The sequence below is a fragment of the Kineococcus vitellinus genome, from assembly GCF_009906315.1.
Classification (GTDB): domain Bacteria; phylum Actinomycetota; class Actinomycetes; order Actinomycetales; family Kineococcaceae; genus Kineococcus; species Kineococcus vitellinus.
In genome coordinates this window covers 17,705-34,868 of record NZ_JAAALL010000009.1, presented here as the reverse complement: position 1 = coordinate 34,868, position 17,164 = coordinate 17,705, and the positions used below count along the sequence as shown (strand labels likewise).

At 76.5% G+C, this 17,164-nt stretch carries 17 protein-coding genes and 2 pseudogenes; 7 read left to right on the top strand and 12 right to left on the bottom strand.

What is annotated here, in order from left to right; genetic code table 11:
- Positions 1 to 234, bottom strand: a pseudogene (locus tag GTQ99_RS02080) (EamA family transporter); the annotation flags it as partial.
- A 154-nt stretch (positions 235 to 388) separates the two neighbouring features.
- On the opposite strand from GTQ99_RS02080, the gene GTQ99_RS02075 reads away from it, so the two are divergent.
- Positions 389 to 1,591, top strand: coding sequence for an endo-1,4-beta-xylanase (locus tag GTQ99_RS02075; protein ID WP_166614077.1), 1,203 nt, complete (start codon positions 389 to 391; stop codon positions 1,589 to 1,591).
- A gap of 108 nt (positions 1,592 to 1,699) precedes the next feature.
- On the top strand, positions 1,700 to 2,719 hold the full coding sequence (locus GTQ99_RS02070) for a substrate-binding domain-containing protein (protein ID WP_166614076.1): 1,020 nt from the start codon (positions 1,700 to 1,702) through the stop codon (positions 2,717 to 2,719).
- Between the two features lie 22 nt (positions 2,720 to 2,741).
- On the opposite strand, the gene GTQ99_RS02065 is transcribed toward GTQ99_RS02070, so the two are convergent.
- From GTQ99_RS02065 to GTQ99_RS02055, 3 genes are all read right to left on the bottom strand, one after another.
- Entirely contained in the window at positions 2,742 to 3,803 is a 1,062-nt protein-coding gene (locus tag GTQ99_RS02065) for a cation diffusion facilitator family transporter (RefSeq protein WP_166614075.1), read from the bottom strand.
- A gap of 69 nt (positions 3,804 to 3,872) precedes the next feature.
- Positions 3,873 to 4,349: a MarR family transcriptional regulator gene (locus tag GTQ99_RS02060; RefSeq protein ID WP_166614074.1), complete on the bottom strand. Its 477-nt coding sequence runs from the start codon at positions 4,347 to 4,349 to the stop codon at positions 3,873 to 3,875.
- A 51-nt stretch (positions 4,350 to 4,400) separates the two neighbouring features.
- Positions 4,401 to 4,796, bottom strand: coding sequence for an ATP-binding protein (locus GTQ99_RS02055; protein ID WP_338074661.1), 396 nt, complete (start codon positions 4,794 to 4,796; stop codon positions 4,401 to 4,403).
- A gap of 213 nt (positions 4,797 to 5,009) precedes the next feature.
- Here GTQ99_RS02055 and GTQ99_RS02050 point away from each other — a divergent pair, with 213 nt between their 5' ends.
- Entirely contained in the window at positions 5,010 to 5,636 is a 627-nt protein-coding gene (locus tag GTQ99_RS02050) for a YitT family protein (protein ID WP_338074660.1), read from the top strand.
- Between the two features lie 22 nt (positions 5,637 to 5,658).
- On the opposite strand, the gene GTQ99_RS02045 is transcribed toward GTQ99_RS02050, so the two are convergent.
- The gene (locus GTQ99_RS02045) at positions 5,659 to 5,937 is read right to left on the bottom strand and encodes a WXG100 family type VII secretion target (RefSeq protein WP_166614073.1); all 279 of its coding nucleotides are present in this window, start codon (positions 5,935 to 5,937) and stop codon (positions 5,659 to 5,661) included.
- 187 nt (positions 5,938 to 6,124) lie between these two features.
- Positions 6,125 to 8,608: a maltose alpha-D-glucosyltransferase gene (gene treS / locus GTQ99_RS02040; RefSeq protein WP_240896591.1), complete on the bottom strand. Its 2,484-nt coding sequence runs from the start codon at positions 8,606 to 8,608 to the stop codon at positions 6,125 to 6,127.
- Between the two features lie 67 nt (positions 8,609 to 8,675).
- On the opposite strand from treS, the gene aztD reads away from it, so the two are divergent.
- A complete protein-coding gene (gene aztD / locus GTQ99_RS02035; protein WP_205706619.1) occupies positions 8,676 to 10,025 on the top strand; it encodes a zinc metallochaperone AztD in 1,350 nt (449 codons plus the stop codon).
- Positions 10,022 to 10,897 (top strand): metal ABC transporter solute-binding protein, Zn/Mn family, encoded by an 876-nt coding sequence (locus GTQ99_RS02030; RefSeq protein ID WP_166614072.1) that lies wholly within the window; start codon positions 10,022 to 10,024, stop codon positions 10,895 to 10,897. The genes aztD and GTQ99_RS02030 overlap by 4 nt, the downstream gene beginning before the upstream one ends.
- Here the strand turns inward: GTQ99_RS02030 and GTQ99_RS02025 are convergent.
- On the bottom strand, positions 10,836 to 11,810 hold the full coding sequence (locus tag GTQ99_RS02025) for a LysR family transcriptional regulator (protein ID WP_338074659.1): 975 nt from the start codon (positions 11,808 to 11,810) through the stop codon (positions 10,836 to 10,838). The genes GTQ99_RS02030 and GTQ99_RS02025 overlap by 62 nt on opposite strands.
- Positions 11,811 to 11,891: 81 nt before the next feature.
- Here GTQ99_RS02025 and GTQ99_RS02020 point away from each other — a divergent pair, with 81 nt between their 5' ends.
- Positions 11,892 to 12,851 carry a P1 family peptidase gene (locus GTQ99_RS02020; protein ID WP_166614071.1) on the top strand — a complete coding sequence of 320 codons (960 nt, stop codon included), beginning with the start codon at positions 11,892 to 11,894 and terminating at the stop codon, positions 12,849 to 12,851.
- 83 nt (positions 12,852 to 12,934) lie between these two features.
- Entirely contained in the window at positions 12,935 to 13,405 is a 471-nt protein-coding gene (locus GTQ99_RS02015) for a hypothetical protein (RefSeq protein WP_166614070.1), read from the top strand.
- 3 nt (positions 13,406 to 13,408) lie between these two features.
- Here the strand turns inward: GTQ99_RS02015 and GTQ99_RS26535 are convergent, their stop codons facing one another.
- From GTQ99_RS26535 to GTQ99_RS01990, 5 genes and pseudogenes are all read right to left on the bottom strand, one after another.
- Positions 13,409 to 14,809 carry a diguanylate cyclase domain-containing protein gene (locus GTQ99_RS26535; protein WP_166614069.1) on the bottom strand — a complete coding sequence of 467 codons (1,401 nt, stop codon included), beginning with the start codon at positions 14,807 to 14,809 and terminating at the stop codon, positions 13,409 to 13,411.
- Between the two features lie 23 nt (positions 14,810 to 14,832).
- Complete coding sequence (locus GTQ99_RS02005) at positions 14,833 to 15,255, bottom strand: RidA family protein (protein WP_166614080.1); 423 nt, start codon at positions 15,253 to 15,255, stop codon at positions 14,833 to 14,835.
- A complete protein-coding gene (locus tag GTQ99_RS02000) occupies positions 15,252 to 16,502 on the bottom strand; it encodes a cytochrome P450 (RefSeq protein WP_166614068.1) in 1,251 nt (416 codons plus the stop codon). The genes GTQ99_RS02005 and GTQ99_RS02000 overlap by 4 nt, the downstream gene beginning before the upstream one ends.
- A gap of 40 nt (positions 16,503 to 16,542) precedes the next feature.
- Positions 16,543 to 16,794 (bottom strand): annotated as a pseudogene (locus GTQ99_RS01995) (GroES family chaperonin); the annotation flags it as partial.
- Positions 16,795 to 16,871: 77 nt separating this feature from the next.
- The gene (locus tag GTQ99_RS01990; RefSeq protein WP_166614067.1) at positions 16,872 to 17,162 is read right to left on the bottom strand and encodes a DUF3618 domain-containing protein; all 291 of its coding nucleotides are present in this window, start codon (positions 17,160 to 17,162) and stop codon (positions 16,872 to 16,874) included.
- Between the last annotated feature and the right edge of the window lie 2 nt (positions 17,163 to 17,164).

The following is a 17,164-nucleotide window of genomic DNA, read 5'->3' as shown; positions in this document are numbered from 1 at the left end:
CGGCAGCAGCCGGCGGGCGGGGCGGGGGACGCGGCGCAGCGCCAGCAGGGCGCTCGCGAGCAGCGCGGCGAGGACCGCGCGCCCGGCGCCGACGAACAGCGGGTCGAGCCCGGCGACGGCGAGGCGGGTGGAGGGCAGCGTCAGGGAGAAGACGAGGACGCCCAGCAGGCCCAGGAGCAGCCCGCGCGATGACGGTCCGGCGGCCGGGCGGATAGCGCTACCGAGGAGCTTCACGACCGACGGTAGCAGTCGGGGTCCGGGCGGACCGCCCTCTCCGTGACGGGTCTTGACGCTGCGCGCACAGGGTTCGTACAGTCCAGCCACCGAGCTTCCGGAAGTCTTCCGGAAGACCGCCCGCCCAGGCGATGGAGCCGACGGAAGGCCGACGATGCCTCTGCACCGCAAGTCCCCCACCACCACCGCCCGACACCTCGTCGGGCTCGCCGTCGCACCGGCCCTGCTGGCCCTGGCGGCGGCCGGGCCGTCCGCGGCCGCACCCCCGCCCACCGCCGAGAAGGCGCAGGCGCAGGCCGCCCAGCGCCACGGCGGCGCGGACACCCTGCGCCGCTCGGCCCCGCGCGACCTCGTCGTCGGCACGGCCGTCGCCGGCGGCGGCCACCACGAGGAGCAGGACTACGCCGACCCGTTCGCCTACGACGTGGAGTACCGCGACCGCATGGCCGCGGAGTTCAGCTCCCTGTCCCCGGAGAACCAGGCGAAGTGGGAGTACATCCACCCCCGCCAGGACTTCTACAACTTCTACCCGATGGATGCCATCGTCCGCTTCGCGCAGGAGAACCGCCAGGTCGTGCGCGGGCACACCCTGCTGTGGCACAGCCAGAACCCGGAGTGGCTGGAGGAGGGCGACTTCACCGACGAGGAGCTGCGCGCCATCCTCAAGGAGCACATCCAGACCGTCGTCGGCCGCTACGCGGGCCGCATCCAGCAGTGGGACGTCGCCAACGAGATCGTCAAGGACGACGGCAGCGGCCTGCGCGTCGGCCCGACGAGCGAGGGCGGGAACATCTGGATCACCCGGCTGGGCCCGGGCATCATCGCCGACGCGTTCCGCTGGGCGCACGAGGCGGACCCGCAGGCGAAGCTGTTCCTCAACGACTACGGCGTCGAGAGCGTCAACGCCAAGAGCACCGCGTACTACGAGCTCGTCAAGGACCTCAAGGCCGAGGGCGTCCCGGTCGACGGGTTCGCGATCCAGGGCCACCTCAGCACGCAGTACGGGTTCCCCGCCGACCTGCAGGCGAACCTGCAGCGCTTCGACGCCCTCGGCCTGGAGACCGCGATCACCGAGCTCGACGTGCGGATGGTGCTGCCGGAGGACGGGATCCCGACCAGCGCCCAGCAGGCGCAGCAGGCGGACTACTACCGCCGGGCGCTGCAGGCCTGCCTGGGCGTGGAGGACTGCGACTCCTTCACGATCTGGGGGTTCACGGACAAGTACTCCTGGGTCCCGGTGTTCTTCACCGAGGAGGGCTCGGCGACCGTCATGACGGCCGACTACGAGCGCAAGCCCGCCTACCACGCGCTGCAGTCCACGCTGCTCGACGCGCGGCGCGGCGCCGGCGGGCGCTGACCCCGCGACCGCGGCACGCCCCGGCCCCGCCCGGGGCGTGCCGCACCGCGCTCCCTCCCGGCACCGGCCCCGCCGTAGGGTGATCACCCGGAGGAAGGGGGCGCCGCGGTGGACGACAGCGAGCGCAGCGTGACGATCACCGAGATCGCCCGCCAGGCGGGGGTGTCCGTGCCGACCGTCTCGCGCGTCGTCAACGGGCGCGGCGACGTGGCCGCGGCGACGCGGGACCGCGTCGAGGCGCTGCTGCGCCGGCACGGCTACCGCCGCCCGCAGCGGGCGCGCACGGCGCTGCGGGCGGGCCTGCTGGACCTGGTCTTCGACGACCTCGACTCCCCGTGGGCGGTGGAAATCATCCGCGGGGTGGAGGACGTCGCCCACGCGGCGGGGGCCGGCACCGTCGTCTCGGCGGTGCACCGGCGCACCACCTCCGCCCGCCAGTGGCTGGGCAACCTGCGCGCCCGCGCCAGCGACGGGGTCATCCTCGTCACCTCCGACCTCGCGCCGACGCTGGCCCAGGAGCTGCACGAGGTCGCGGTGCCGGTCGTGGTCGTCGACCCGGCCGGCGGGCCGGTCGTGGGCGCGCCCTCGATCGGCGCGACGAACTGGGCCGGCGGGCTGAGCGCCACCCAGCACCTCGTGCAGCTGGGCCACCGGCGCGTGGCGCACGTCAGCGGCCCGGCCGGGCTGCTGTGCAGCCGCGCGCGCCTGGACGGCCACCGCGCCGGCCTGGAGTCCGCCGGCCTCGTCCTCGACCCCCTCCTGGTGCGCGAGGGCGACTTCTACCAGGAGTCGGGGCTGCGCGAGGCCACCGCCCTGCTGCAGCTGGAGGACCCGCCCACCGCGGTGTTCGCCGCCAGCGACCAGATCGCGCTCGGGGTCTACGAAGCCGTGCGCCGCGCCGGGCTGCGCGTGCCCGACGACGTCAGCGTCGTCGGCTTCGACGACCTCAGCCTCGCCGCCTGGGCCTCGCCGCCGCTGACGACGGTCCGCCAGCCGCTGGCCGAGATGGGGGCGCTGGCCGCGCGCACCGTGCTGGCGGCGGCCGCCGGCGAGGACGTGCCGAACCCCCGGGTCGAGCTGGCCACCAGCCTCGTCGTGCGCGACAGCACCGCCCCGCCGCGCCGCTGAGGGCACCGCGCGGGCGGCGGCCTCAGGCGGGGCGGGACCCCGGCAGCCCGTCGGCGGCCTCGTTGACGATCTGCTCCGCCAGCTCGGAGCCGTAGCGGGCGCGCACCCGCTCGCGCACCTCCGCGTCGTCCCGGGGCACCGGCTCCAGGAACACCTCGGCGACGTCGGGGAAGCGCTCGCGCACCCGGCGGCCGATGCGCACCGCGGCCTGCTCGACCTGCGCGCCCGTCAGGGTGTCGACGAGGTCCAGGCGGGCGCACACCAGGACCTGGTCGGTGCCCAGCTGCACCGTCAGCAGGTCCACGACCGCGTCGACCTCCGGCTCGTCGCCGAGCTGGACCAGCACGGCGCGCACCAGGCGGGGGTCGGCCTGCACACCGGTGAGCAGCCGCATGTTGGTGCGGCCCAGGCGCAGGGCGATGAGGGCCAGCAGCAGGGCGATGCACAGGCTGGCGACGCCGTCGTAGACGCCCGACCCGGTGAGCTGGTGCAGGGCGGTCCCGGCACCGGCCAGCAGCAGGCCGACGAGCGCGGCGCTGTCCTCGAACACGACGGTGGTCGCGGTGGGGTCGTCGCTGGTGCGCAGGAACTGCCGGAAGCTCTGGCGGCTCGCGCGGGCCTCCCCGCGCGTCTGCTTCAGCCCCTTCAGCAGCGAGGTGCCCTCGAGGACGAAGGCGACGGCCAGCACGACGTAGGAGACGAGCGGGTTCTCCAGCTCGTGCGAGGGCGACGTCAGCGCCTCCACGCCCTCGAAGGCCGAGTACAGCGCACCGGTGACGAAGATCGAGCCGGCGGCCACGAGCGCCCAGAAGTAGCGGGCGCGGCCGTAGCCCAGCGGGTGCTCGCGGTCGGCCGGGCGGGCGCTGCTGCGCAGCGCCGTCAGCAGGAACACCTCGTTGACGGTGTCGGCCACCGAGTGCGCGGTCTCGGCGGCCATGGCCGCCGAGCCGGTGACCACCGCCGCGACGCCCTTGGCGACGGCGATGAGGGCGTTGGCGCCGAGGGCGACGAGCACGGTGGCGGTGCTCTCCCCCGCCGCGGGGCCCTGGCGCTGCTCGTTCGTCGGAGGAACCTTCGCGGACACGACCGGGAGGTTACGGCCGCGCGGGCGCCCGCGCTCGCCGGCGGCGGCGCGCACGGGCTCAGGCAGGGCTCAGGCGGTGTCCGCGTCCTGCTCGGCCGCGACCGCGGCGTCGATGACGTGGCTGAGGCCGTCGCGCAGCGCCTGCAGCTCGGCGACGTCCATGCCGAGGCGCTCGACGACCTGGCGCGGGACGTCCAGGGCACGCCGGCGCAGCAGGCGACCGCGGTCGGTGAGGGTGACGGCCAGGGTGCGCTGGTCCTCCGGCAGCCGCCGGCGCTCCAGCAGCCCGGCCGCCTCCAGCCGCTTCAGCAGCGGCGAGAGCGTCGGCGGGTCCAGCCGCAGGGCCTCGCTGAGCTCCTTGACCGACATCGGCTCGGCGCCCCATAGCGCCAGCATCACGAGGTACTGCGGGTGGGTGAGCCCCATCGGCTCCAGCACCGGCCGGTAGACCGAGAGGACCGAGCGGGCGGCGACGACGAGGGCGAAGCAGACCTGCCGCTCCAGGGCGAGCGGATCGGCGCTCTCGTCGAGGTCCGCGCTGCTCACCGCTCCAGGCTACCCGTTCGTGCGCGAAGCGTTCGCCCGCGAGGCGGGGGCTCAGGCCGCTGCGCGCAGGCCGGCGCCGGGGTCGACGTCGAACCACACTGTCTTGCCGGGGGCGTCGGGGATCGAGCCCCAGGCCGCGGCGAACCGGTCGATGAGCGCGATCCCGCGCCCGGCGGTGGCGGCCGAACCCACGTGCCGCAGCACCGGCAGCTGCCGCCCCTCGTCGTGGACCGCCAGGCGCAGGTGCCCGGTGCCGGGGTCGCGGTCGAGGTCCAGGCGCACCGGTCCCGCACCGTGCTCGACGGCGTTGGCCACGGCCTCGCTGACGAGGAGCTCGACGACGGCCTGCGCGGGGGCGCCGAGGTGGTGCGCGGCGCACCCGTCGGCCGCCCAGTGCCGGGCCCGCGGCACCGCGGACATGTCGGGGTCGAGCACGAGCCGTGCCACCGCTCCCCCTCCCAGCCGCTGCCTGGACCAGGCCACCACGGTGACCCAGCAGGAGCCGGGCCGCAACCGGGGGGCGGACCCGCCGGGGACGCATCCGGCACCTGTGTGCACGACTGGGCAGATCGTCCAGTTCCACCGCCGTGGAGAGGCAGACTGCTCGTTCGCCGCACCGTCCGTTGACCTGTGCCGGGGTGCATCCGTCATGCTGCGCAGGTGACCGCCCTGACCGAGGACCGCGGCCTCGCGACCGCTCCCCCGCACACCCGCGCCGAGGACGTGGCCGGGGTGCTCGTGGGCACCTGGCTGGCCTCCTTCGGCCTGTTCCTGCTGCACTCCACGGGCGCGGTCACCGGCGGGACGGCCGGGCTGGCCCTGCTGCTCAGCTACGCGCTGCCGGTGCCGTTCGGCGTGCTGTTCGTGGCGGTGAACCTGCCGTTCGCCGCGCTGGCCGTCCGCGCGCGGGGGTGGAGCTTCACCCTGCGCTCGCTGGTCGCGGTGCTGGCCGTCTCGTCCCTGGCGCCGCTGCACGCCACCGCGATGCCGCAGCTGGCGGTCAGCCCCGTCTACGCCGCCCTCTTCGGCAACCTGGCCGCCGGGCTGGGCATCCTCGTGCTCTTCCGGCACCGCGCCAGCCTCGGCGGTTTCGGCGTCCTCGCCCTGCTGCTGCAGGAGCGCCGGGGGTGGCGCGCCGGGTACGTGCAGATGGCGCTGGACGTGGTCGTCGTCTCCGCCTCGCTCGCGGTGGTCGCACCGCCGGTGGCCGCCCTGTCGGCGGCCGGCGCGGTGGTCCTCAACCTCGTGCTGGCGATGAACCACCGGCCGGGGCGCTACCGGGCCTGAGCCCGGCAGCGCCCGCGGCGGCTCAGATGCGGTCGCCCTCGCCCGTCGCCTGGGCGATGTTGTTGTGGTTGGTGCGGACGTCGTCCGCGGCACCCAGCAGCGCGGCCTGCAGGTTGTCGAGGTTCTTGCGGTAGTCCGCCCACGCGGCGCGGAACTGCTCGGAGTAGGTGCCGGTCCACACGGCGGAGCCGACGCCGCTCTCGACGGCGTTCTTGATGTCGATGGCCTCCTGCGCCTTCTGCTGGAAGGTTCGGTGCAGCGCGCTGAGGGTGGAGAGTTCTGCGCCGACGGTTCCCGCCACGGGGAACTCCTCTCGATGGGTGGGGGCGGGCGCCCGGCCGGGAGCCCGCCCCCGACGCTAGGCGGGCCCGTCGCAGCCGAGCGCCGAAAACCCCCGGCACCACCCGGTAGCACCGCGCATCCGGGTGAGGCCGCCGGTGGCTGCTCCGTCCGGGTGAGGCGTCACCGCCCCACCCCGACGGCCCCGGTCAGCCGGCCGACGGCTCGACGGTGCGGATCTCCTCGTCGCCGGGCGCCGGCGGGCACAGCAGCAGCGACATCCCGGCGTAGGGCGCGAGCCACACGCCGAAGCTCTTCAGGTCGTCGACCCAGCCGATCTCCGCGCCGGAGCTGAGGTCCACGACCGGCACCCGGGGGGTGAAGTGCTCCGAGCGCACCGTGCCCTCGATGGTCTCGCCGCCGAAGTTGAGGACCGTCACCTGCAGGGTCTCGCGGCCGTCGTGGTCGGCGGGGTCGAGCTCGTGGACCATGACGAGCATGCTCGGGTGGGCGACCGCCGGGATGTCGATCTGGCGGGCGGTGGCGATCTTGTGCTCGCGGCGCACCGCGAGGACCTCCTGCAGCCGGGAGACGAACGAGCCCTCGTCGGCCAGCTGCTGCGGGATGTTGCCGTACAGCGAGCGGCCCACGGGGACGCCGGAGGCGGACACCGCCGCCTCGGGCGCCACGCCCATGAGGTCGTGGGCAGAGCGCTCGATCCAGCGGGTGTCGCCGCTGGTGAGCAGCGGGCGCACGCTCTCCACCGGCAGCGGCAGCATGCCCATGAGGTCCCAGCCGGACAGGGCGAACACCCCCGGCTGCCAGGCGTTGAACATCGCCATCAGCAGGTGCGCGCGCTTGATCTGCTCGACGTCCTCCGCGGTCAGCGCGTCCAGGTCGCGGTGGCCGCGGCTGGCGGCGATGACGCTGGCCATCGTGCAGGCGATGCCGTTGGTGGTGAAGACGAGGTTGTAGGGCGCGTTCTCGCCGGTGAGCTTCTCGACCAGGTCGGCGCGGACCGTCTCGGCCAGCTTCGCGCCGGTGACCTTGCCGCCGCGGAAGTCGTAGACGTCCTCGGCGTGCCGCGTCGCCCAGTGCACGAACTCGTAGGTCAGCTCGTCGTGGTTCTGCAGCGCGTGCACGAGGGAGGCGGGGTCCACGCCGAGCTCGAGGGCGCTGCGCAGGCACAGCCGCAGGAACTCCGTGTCGCCGGTGGCCAGCGAGTGCTGCACGCCCGGGCGGGTGATGAAGTCGTAGGACAGGTCCGCGCCCACCTCGGAGGTGTCGCGGATGTCCTCGATGGTGAGGTTCAGCTCCTGGAAGGTGAACCCGCCGACCTTGCGGACCATGCCGGCGATGAGGTGGTTCGCCGCCTCCGACAGCGGGTGCCCCTCCGACCAGGCCGGCCCCTCGCTGCTCTTCTCCACGCCGAGGAACCCGTTGGCGTCCAGGCGCAGCGCGCTCGTGCCCAGGTCGCCCAGGGAGTGCAGCGCGTCGCCGATGACGAGCTTCATGCCGGCGAAGGAGGGGTCCAGCCAGTTCACCGACGGCTGGCCCTGCTTGAAGTAGTGCAGGTACACCCAGCGGCGGGCGACGCCGTCGACGCCGACGACCTCGCGGGTGGCCGACCAGTTGGTCTCCTTGATGCCGGGGGCGTAGAAGATGACCCGCTGCAGCTGGCCGATGATGAAGCCCTGCTCGGCCAGGGCGGCCTCGGCGGTCGCGTCGAGGTTGGCCGCGTCGTGGCCCGGCGGGACGTCGGGCAGCAGGTCCCAGTGCTCGGCGGGGATCTCCACCATGTGGTAGATGCCCGGGTAGTCCTGGAAGGCCATCTCGGCCAGGCGGAAGTCCGCCCCCTTGCCGGTGTGCCCGGGGACGATGTCGTCGATGACGCTGCCGGCGTGCGCGGCGGCGACCTCGCACAGGTGCCGGAACTCGCCCTCGGTGCCGAACATCGGGTCGATCTGGGTGGAGATGCGGTCGAAGTGCCCGTCGACGCTGGGCGTCTGCCGCCAGCCGTCCAGGCCGCCGGCCGACTTCACCGGCCCGGTGTGCACGGCGTCGATGCCGATGCGCTGGAACGCCTCCCACAGCTGCGGGTCACCCAGCGAGCCGAGGAAGCTGCGCCCGGCGCGGGTGACCAGCGAGATCGGGTAGGCGGTGAACCACACGGCCGCGGTGTCCACCGCGCGGCGCGGGTCCGGCTTGGCGTAGGGGTTCTGCCACATGCTCGCCTGGCCGGAGAACTGCCGGCTGATCTTGTGGGCGTCGGCGAGCATCGACTGGGCGAGCAGCCAGCGGACGTAGTCGGGGTTGCTGCCGTCGGCCGGGCCCTCCCCCGGTTCCGGGCGCGGCGCCGCGTCCGTGCCGCGCAGGCGCGCCTGCGGGCGGGGCCGGCGCAGGCTGCGGGGACGGGCCGGGTAGCGCTGCTCGTCGTAGGTGATCTCGCTCGGCTCGTGCTCCACGACCTCGGCCTCGTCCTGCGCCGCGTCCTGCGCCACGTCGCCCGCCACGTCACCCGCCACGTCACCCGTCGCTTCGCCCGCCACCTCGCCCGCCAGCCCGCTCGCCACCTCGGTCACGTCCCCTCCTGTGCGCTCGTGCGCGTCGGCGGCCGCCTCGATGGCCGCCGCGCAGACCATCACCCCACCACAGACCGGGCCGATCCTCGACCGCAGCGCGCGCCCCCTCATCGACAATGATTCTCATCTGCGCTACGGTCCTGCCGTTCCCAGCTCCCCACCAGGTTTGGACCGCTCCGTGCACCCTCGCGCCCCCCGCCCGGCCCGCCTCGCCGCCGCCCTCGCGCTGACCCTGCTCGCCGCCGGCTGCTCCACCTCCGGCACCACCGCCGAGCAGGCCGGCCCGGCCTCGCCGTCCTCCTCGCCGAGCACCCCGCCCGCCACCGAGGCCGGCGCCGCGTCCCCGCGGCTGGCCATCACCCACGACGGCGGCGTGCAGGTCCTCGACGCCACCACGCTGGAGGTGCTCGCCGACCTGCCCTTCGAGGGGTTCGCCCGCGTCAACCCCGCCGGCGACGGCCGGCACGTCTTCGTCACCGCCACCGGCGGCTGGCACGTCGTCGACGCCGGCGCCTGGGAGGAACCGCACGGCGACCACTCGCACTTCTACACCTCCACCCCCCACGACACCGGCGTCGTCTTCGAGGCCGAGGAGGCCGGCCACGTGGTCAACCACGCCGGCCGCACCGTCCTGTTCGACGACGGCACCGGGCACGTCGTCTCCTTCGACAGCGACGAGGTGACCGACCCCGACCGCGAGGTGCGCGAGATGAGCACCCCCTCGGCGCACCACGGCGTCGCCGTCGAACTCTCCGACGGCTCCACGATCGTCACCGAGGGCGACGAGGAGTCCCGCGACGGCATCCGCCTGCTCGACCCCTCCGGCAACCAGGTGGCCGCCTCCACCGAGTGCCCGAACGTGCACGGCGAGACCGTCGCGGCCGACGAGGTCGTCGTCGTCGGCTGCACCGACGGGGTGCTCATGGTCGAGGACGGGCGGATCACCAAGATCGACAGCCCCGACGAGTACGGGCGCATCGGCAACCAGTGGGGCCTGGACGACTCCGCGATCGTCGTCGGCGACTACCGCGCCGAGGAGGACACCCCCACCGACGCGGTCGGGAAGATCTCCCTCATCGACACCGCCACCGGTCAGCTGCGCCTGGTCCAGCTGCCCTCCCCCTACTGGTACCGCTCCATCGGGCGCGGCGAGGACGGCGAGGCCGTGGTGCTGGGCACCGACGGCGCCCTGCACGTCGTCGACACCGCCGCCGGCACCGTCACCCGCTCCACGCCCGTCATCGCCCCCTGGCAGGTGCAGGAGGACTGGCAGGCCCCCCAGCCGCAGGTGTTCACCATGGACGGCACCGCGTACATCACCGAACCGGCCGCGAAGTCCGTGCACGCCGTGGACATCGCCACCGGCGAGGTCTACCGCAGCGGCCGGCTCACCGTGACGCCCAACGAGCTCAAGGGCGTGACCGGCGAGGCGGACGAGCACGCCGGGCACGACCACGAGGGCGGGGACGGGCACGAGGACGAGGGCGCGCACGAGGACGAGGGCGCCACCGCGGGCGCGGGCGCGTGAGGCTGCGCGCCCTCGCCGGGGCCCTCGCCTGCTGCGGCCTCGCCCTGTGCGGGTGCGGCGGCGGCGAGGACCCCGCCGCCGCCGGGGACGGCGGGCTCGGCGTGGTGACCACCTCCTACCCGCTGCAGTACCTGGCCGAGCAGGTCGGCGGGGAGCGGGCCCGGGTGGAGAACCTCATCGCCCCCGGCGCCGACGCCCACGACGCGGACGTCTCCCCCCGCCAGCTCGCCCAGGTCGTCGACGCCGACGTCGTGGTGCACCTGAGCGGGTTGCAGCCCGCCGTGGACGACGTGCTGGGCACCCGACCGCCCGAGCACCTCGTGGACGCCGCCGCGGTGGCCGACCTCGACCGCGACCCGCACTTCTGGCTCGACCCGCTGCGGATGGCGCAGGTGGGGCGCGACGTGGCGGCCGAGCTCGGCGAGGTCGACCCCGACGGCGCCGCGGCGTACGAGGAGTCCGCCGAGCGCCTCGCGGCCGACCTGCAGGCCCTGGACGGGGAGTTCGAGCAGGCGCTGGCGGGCTGCGCCGGCGCCACCCTGGTCACCTCGCACGAGGCCTTCGCCTACCTCGCCGAGCGCCACGACCTGCGGCAGGTGGGGATCGCCGGGATCGACCCCGGGGTCGAGCCCTCCCCCGCCCGGGTGCGCGACGTGCTGGGCGTCGTGCGCGAGGGCGGCGTCTCGACGATCTTCTTCGAGGCGACGGCGAACCCCGCGGTCGCCGAGCTGCTCGCCGAGGAGCTCGGCGTCGCCACGGCCGTGCTGCACCCGATCGAGCGGGTGGCCGAGGACCAGACCTACCCGCAGCTCATGCGGGAGAACCTGGCGGCGCTGCGGGCCGGGCTGCCGTGCGCCCGCCCGGCGGGCTGAGCAGCGCCACCTCCAGCAGCTCGCGGGCCGGTCCCGGCGGCAGCCGCGCCGGACCGGCCCACGTCGCGCGCAGCCGCCGGCTGAGGTCGAGGCCGTCGACCGCGACCCGCACGAGGCGGCCGGACTCCACGTCGTCGGCGACCGCCAGGGCGCTGAGCGCCGCCACCCCGGCACCGGCCCGGACCGCCTCGCGCACGCTCGTCGCCGTCGTCAGCTCCACCGCGGGCGCCACCGGCGCGCAGCCGGCCGCCGCCAGCGCCCGCTCCAGCACCTGGCGCGTGCCCGAGCCGGGTTCGCGCACCACCAGCGGGGTCGCCGCCAGCTCGGCCGCGGGCACCGGCCGGCGCCGGCGCGCCCACGGGTGCCCGGGCGCGGCGACCACGACGAGCTCGTCGAGCGCGACCACGCGCGAGCGCAGCCCGCGGGGCGCCTCCGTCCCCTCCACGAACCCCAGGTCCACCTGCCCGCCGCCGACCGCGGCCAGGACGCGGACGCTGTTCGTCGCCGTCAGCTCCACCGCCGGCGGGGTCCGCCCCGCCCGGGTGGCGCGCCGGCGCAGCTCCAGCAGCCAGCGCGGCACCAGGTGCTCGGCGATCGTCATGCTCGAGGCCACGCGCACCCGGGCCGCGCTGTCCGCGCGCAGGGTGGCGATCCCCTCCCCGACCTCCGCGGCGGCCTCCAGCAGGCGCGCGGCCCAGCCGGCGAGCAGGGTGCCCGCCTCCGTGGGCCGCGAGCCCCGGCGGCCGCGGTGCAGCAGCACGACCCCGACGAGCGACTCCGCGGCGCGCAACCGCTCCGAGGCCGCCTGCTGCGTCATGCCGACGGCGCGGGCCCCGGCCCCGATGCTGCCGCCCTCGACGACCGCGACGAACAGCCGCAGCGACAGCAGGTCCGGCACGCGGTCCAGGGGCACGCGCACACCGTAGGGCGGGTGCCCCTGGACCGCGGGCGGCACCGCGGGTGCGCGGCGGGCGGGCGGCGCGAGACTGGCGCCGTGGAAGCCTCCCTCACCGACGTCCCCGGCGTCCTCGTCGGCCAGGTCACCCGCCGCGGCGGCGGCTGGCTCACCGGCGTGACCGTCGTGCTGCCCCCGCCCGGCACGGTCGCCGGGGTCGACGTGCGCGGCGGCGGCCCCGGCACCCACGAGACCGACGCGCTCGACCCGCGCACGCTCGTGCAGACCGCCGACGCCGTCGTGCTCACCGGCGGCAGCGCGTACGGCCTGGTCACCGCCCACGGGGTGCAGCGCTGGTGCGCCGAGCGCGGCCAGGGCTTCCGGGTGGGCCCCGGCGAGGGCGACGTCGTGCCGATCGTGCCCGCGGCCGCCGTGTTCGACCTCGGCCGCGGCGGGGAGTTCCACCACCACCCCACCGAGCAGATGGGCTACGAGGCGGCCGCGGCCGCCGGCACGCACGTCGAGCGCGGTGTCGCCGGGGCGGGCACGGGAGCCCTGGTGGGGCGGCGCTTCAAGGGCGGGACCGGCACCTCCTCCGTGCGCCTCGACGACCTCGCCGACGGTCTCGTCGTGGGGGCGCTCGCCGTCGTCAACGCCGCCGGGCTGCCCACCTGGGGCGGCCCGCCCCCCGGCGAGGCCCCCGGCGAGGCCGACGGCGGGACCCCCGGCGGCCCGGGCACCGCCCTCAACACCACCCTCGTCTGCGTGGCCACCAACGCCGCCCTGGACCCCGCGGAGACCTCGCGCACCGCCACCGCCGCCCACGACGGCCTCGCCCGCGCGCTGGACCCCGTCCACACCCTGGCCGACGGCGACACCGCCTTCGCGCTCGCCACCGGGCAGCTCGCCCTGCCCGCCGGGCGCGCCGAGCGGGTGGACGCGCTCGTGCGCCTGCAGGCCGCGGCGGCGCGGGCGGTGCGGGCGGCGGTCGTCGACGGCGTCGAGCGGGCCGAGGCGGTCCGCGTCGGCGACCTCCTCATCCCCCGCTGGCCCGGCTGACCCGCTGACCCGCTGACCCGCCGACCCGCCGACCCGCTGACCGGCCGACCCGCGGCCGGGCGGGCGTGCGCGAGGATGCCGCGGTGCCCAGCGCTGCGACCGACCCGAGCACCCTGCGACGCCTGACGGCCCGCGCCGCGCAGGCGGCCGCCGCCCAGGACGCCGCCGCCTTCAGCTCCGCGGCGGGCGAGCTCGCCGCCCTCGACGCCGAGCAGGTGCGCACGGTGCTCGGCTGGGTGCTGCGCGGGGCGCTGGAGGAGCTGCACCCCGACGGCCTGGACGGCGACGACCTGCGCGAGGCGGTCGCCGCGACGGCGCGGGCCGCCGGGTGGTGGCCGGAGCTGGACCCGCGCGTCCTCGTCGTCGTCCTCACGGCCGCGCTGGGCGAGCACCCGGACCCCGAGGAGCTGCCGCGCCTGCCGCACCCGCTGGTGCTCTCGCACTCGCTGCTGCTCGTGCACGACCTCGTCGCGGCGACGCGGCGGCCGCTGCAGCGCCACCTGGAGAGCGCCCTGGCGGAGGTGCGCCGGGCGGAGACGATGGAGATGCCCTGAGGCTCAGCCCTCGCACACCCGGTCGCGACCGGCGGCCTTGGCCCGGTACAGCTGCGCGTCGGCGCGGGCCAGCAGCCCGCCCGCGCCCTCGCCGGGGCGGCGGTGCACCAGCCCCACCGACACCGTCTGCGGCGCCGGGCAGGCGGCCCGCAGCCGCTCGGCCAGCTCGGGCGCCGAGGCCGCCGAGGCGCCGGGCAGCAGCAGCGCGAACTCCTCGCCGCCGTAGCGGGCCAGGGAGGCCCCGGGGGGCAGCACGGCCCGCCACGCGTCGGCCACGGCCCGCAGCACCCGGTCGCCGGCCGGGTGCCCCTCGCTGTCGTTGAGGCGCTTGAAGTGGTCGAGGTCGAGGAGCGCCACGGCCAGCGGCTCCCCGCGCTCCAGCGCCCTGCCCAGCTCGGCGTCCCAGCTGCGGCGGTTCGCCAGGCCGGTCAGCGCGTCCGTGCGGGCCAGCCGCTCCAGCTGCTCCGCCTGCTCCTGCACGCGCACCACGGCGTGGTGCACGCGCGTCACCGACAGCGTGGACAGCAGCAGCGCCCCGACCCCGGTGACGGCCCAGTCGACGGGCACGCCCAGCGCCCCCTGCCCGAGCAGCACGGCGGGCGGCGCGCAGGAGGAGGCGCCCACCAGCCCCCAGTGCGCCCGCGACCAGGTGCGCGAGCGCGGCGGGCCCGCGTCCGCCTCCCGCGCGCCCAGCGCCGACAGCGCCACCGCCTGCAGCAGCAGGGCCCACGAGAACGGCACGCCCAGCCAGCGCGAGAGGTCGAAGGGCAGGACCGCGGCCAGCGCGCCGAAGGCCGCGTCCGCGAACAGCAGGCAGCCGAAGCCCGCCGCGAACAGCCCCGCCGGCCGCCCCGCCAGCCGGCCCGCCAGCCACAGCCGCAGCACCAGCCCGAGGGTCAGCAGGTCCAGCGCCGGGTAGAAGGCGGTGAGCAGGACGTGCAGCGGGTCGCCGGCGCCGGTCAGCGCCGGCCGCACGAGCACGGCGGCGACGGCCACGCCCAGGCCGGTGACGGCGATGGCCGCGTCGACGGCGCTCGCCCGCTCGCGCACCCCGCGGTTGAGCAGCAGCAGCGCGAGCGCCACCAGCAGCCCGCCCGGGACGAAGAGCAGGTCGGCGGGCAGCGGGTAGCCGGGGGCGGCGCCGGCGGCCAGGGCGGCGTGGAAGAGCACGTACCCGGCGCTCGTGGCGGCCAGCCCGGCCGCGTGCACGCTCCAGGCGGTGCGCTGCGCCCTCGGCCGGTCGGGCAGCCGGGCGAGGGCGACCGCCACGGCGAGGAACCCGGGCAGGACGGCGGCGAGGGCCTCGGCGAGCGCGCCGGCGCGGCAGGCGACGACGAGCACCGCCGCGGCGGCGAGGAGGGCTGCGGCCGCGGGCACCGGCAGCAGCCGGTGCGAGAGGGCCACGTCCTCCCATCGGCCGCCCGGCTTCAGCCCTTGATCGGCTCCGCGGGCGAGGGGACGCCGGCCACGAGGTCGACCTCGACGAGCGCGCCCACGGCCAGCCCCGTGACGCCCACGGTCGTGCGCGCCGGCAGCGGCCCGGAGAACCAGCCGCGGTAGGCCTCGTTGAACTCCTCGAAGTGCTCCTCGAAGCGGCGCAGGTACACCCGCACCTGCAGGGCGTCGTCCCAGCCCAGGCCGCAGCCGGCGAGGACGGCGGCGAGGTTGGCGCGCACCTGCTCGGCCTGCTCGGCCAGCCCGCCGGCGACGAGCTCGCCGGTGGCGGGGTCGGTGGGCATCTGCCCGGTGACGAAGACGAGGTCGCCGAAGCGCACGGCGTGCGCGAACGGGCCCACCTGCGGCGGGACGCCGTCGGCGGGGGTGAGGACGACGGTCTGCTTGCGGCTCATGCCGGGGAGCCTGCCAGCCGCTCCACGAGCAGCGGCAGCCCGCCGCGCGGGCGCAGCGAGACGAGGGCCTCCACCGCCGGGCGCGGGCCGGGGACGGGCCGCACGGCGTGCCCGCGCAGCAGCGTGGCCAGCACCAGCACCTCCTCCACGAGCGCCAGGTCGCGCCCGATGCACAGCCGCGGGCCGGCGCCGAAGGGCACGTAGCCGAGCTCGCGGCGGGTGCCGTCGAGGAAGCGCTCGGGGCGGAACTCCTCCGGCTGCTCCCACACGTCCGGGTGGCGGTGCAGCGCCCAGGTGCTGATGACGACCAGCGTGCCCGCGGGCACGGCGACCCCGGCGACGACGTCGTCGGCCAGGGCCTGGCGGGTCACCACCCACGCCGGCGGGTACAGCCGCAGCGACTCGTCGACGACGGCGCGGGTGTACGGCAGCCGGCGCAGGTCGTCCCAGCCGGGCTCGCGCGCCGCGCCCGGCGCCCCGAGGACCCCGGCCAGCTCCGCGTGCAGCCGCTGCTGCACGCGGGGGTGGCGGGCGAGCAGGTCCAGCGTCCAGGTCAGCGAGGACGCGACGGTCTCGTGGCCGGCGACGACGAAGGTCACCAGCTCGTCGCGGACCTCGCGCTCGTCCATCCCGGCGGCCAGCATGAGGCCCACGAGGTCCTCCGGCGGGGCGGCGGGGTCGTCGAGGCGGCCGGCGGCGCGGCGCTGGGCCACGATCCGCGCGCACACCGCGTCGATCTCGGCGACCAGGGCCCGCAGCCGCCGGCGCGCCGGCGTGGGCCAGCGCTCGGGCACCGGGCTCGCGGCGCGGGCCACGACGACCTCCAGCGCGGCGCCGACGGTGTCGACCAGGCGCTCGGCGACGCCGGACAGGTCGGCGGCGGCCAGGGTGTGCCCGACGACCTCCAGGCTGGTGCGCGAGGTGGCGCCCAGCACCTCCAGCGGGCGCCCCGGCGCCAGCGCGTCGACCTCGGCGACCAGCCGGCGCGCGGCGTCGACGGCGTGCGCGGCGACGGAGCCGAGGGAGCCGTGGTGGAAGGCCGGCTGCGCCACGCGCCGGTGCCGGCGCCAGGTGCCCCCGTCGCTGGCCAGCAGGCCGGGGCCGGTCACGCCGGCCAGCGCCCGGTACTGGATCGTGCCCTTGCCGTAGCCGCGGGCGTTGTCGACGAGGACGCGCCGCACGCCGTGCGGGTCGGTGAGGACGAGGACGGGCGTGCGCGGCAGCGGCAGCGCGGCGGTCCCGGGCATCCGGCGCGCACCGCACGAGTTCCTCGCCGCCGTCGCCGCCCGCCACGGCGTGCAGGTCGCGCTCGCGCAGCAGCACGTAGGTCCGGCCCTCGAGCTCGACCTCGGCCTTCTCCTCGCGGTCGAACAGGACCCGGTCCCCGCTCTGCACCTGGCGCACGTGCGGGCCGACGGCCACCACCGAGGCCCAGGACAGCCGGCGCCCCACGGTGGCGGTGGCCGGGATGAGGATGCCCGCGGTGGAGGTGCGCTCCCCGGCCTCGTCGGCGGCGACGAGGACGCGGTCGTGCAGCATCCGGACCGGCAGGCGGGGGTCGTCGGCAGGGGGGGTGCTCACCCCGCGAACCGTAGCGTCCCCCGCCCGCGGCCGGTTCAGCGGCGCTTGCGCACCGCCCGGACGACGGCGACGACCACGACGCCCACCGCGACGCCGGCGACGGCCGCGACGCGGCCGACGCGCACGGAACCGCGCCCGTCGGTGGCGAAGTCGAGGACCTTGGCCCGCGCCGTCGCGATGGAGCGCTCCTTGATGGCCGCCGGGGCCAACCGGTTCGTGAGCTCGTCGATGGTGCCGGCGAGCTGCGTCCGGCGCAGCTCCACCTCGCGCTCGAGCACCCTCGGGTCGCTCGTCGTGATCTCGGCCTTGCCGCCGCTGGCCGCCACGG

Bases quoted from the DNA above. Each gene is read 5' to 3' on its own strand.
- GTQ99_RS02000 (WP_166614068.1), bottom strand. From the start codon at position 16,502: ATGCCCGGGACCGCCGCGCTGCCGCTGCCGCGCACGCCCGTCCTCGTC.
- GTQ99_RS02075 (WP_166614077.1), top strand. From the start codon at position 389: ATGCCTCTGCACCGCAAGTCCCCCACCACCACCGCCCGACACCTCGTC.
- treS (WP_240896591.1), bottom strand. From the start codon at position 8,608: ATGAGGGGGCGCGCGCTGCGGTCGAGGATCGGCCCGGTCTGTGGTGGG.
- GTQ99_RS02005 (WP_166614080.1), bottom strand. From the start codon at position 15,255: ATGAGCCGCAAGCAGACCGTCGTCCTCACCCCCGCCGACGGCGTCCCG.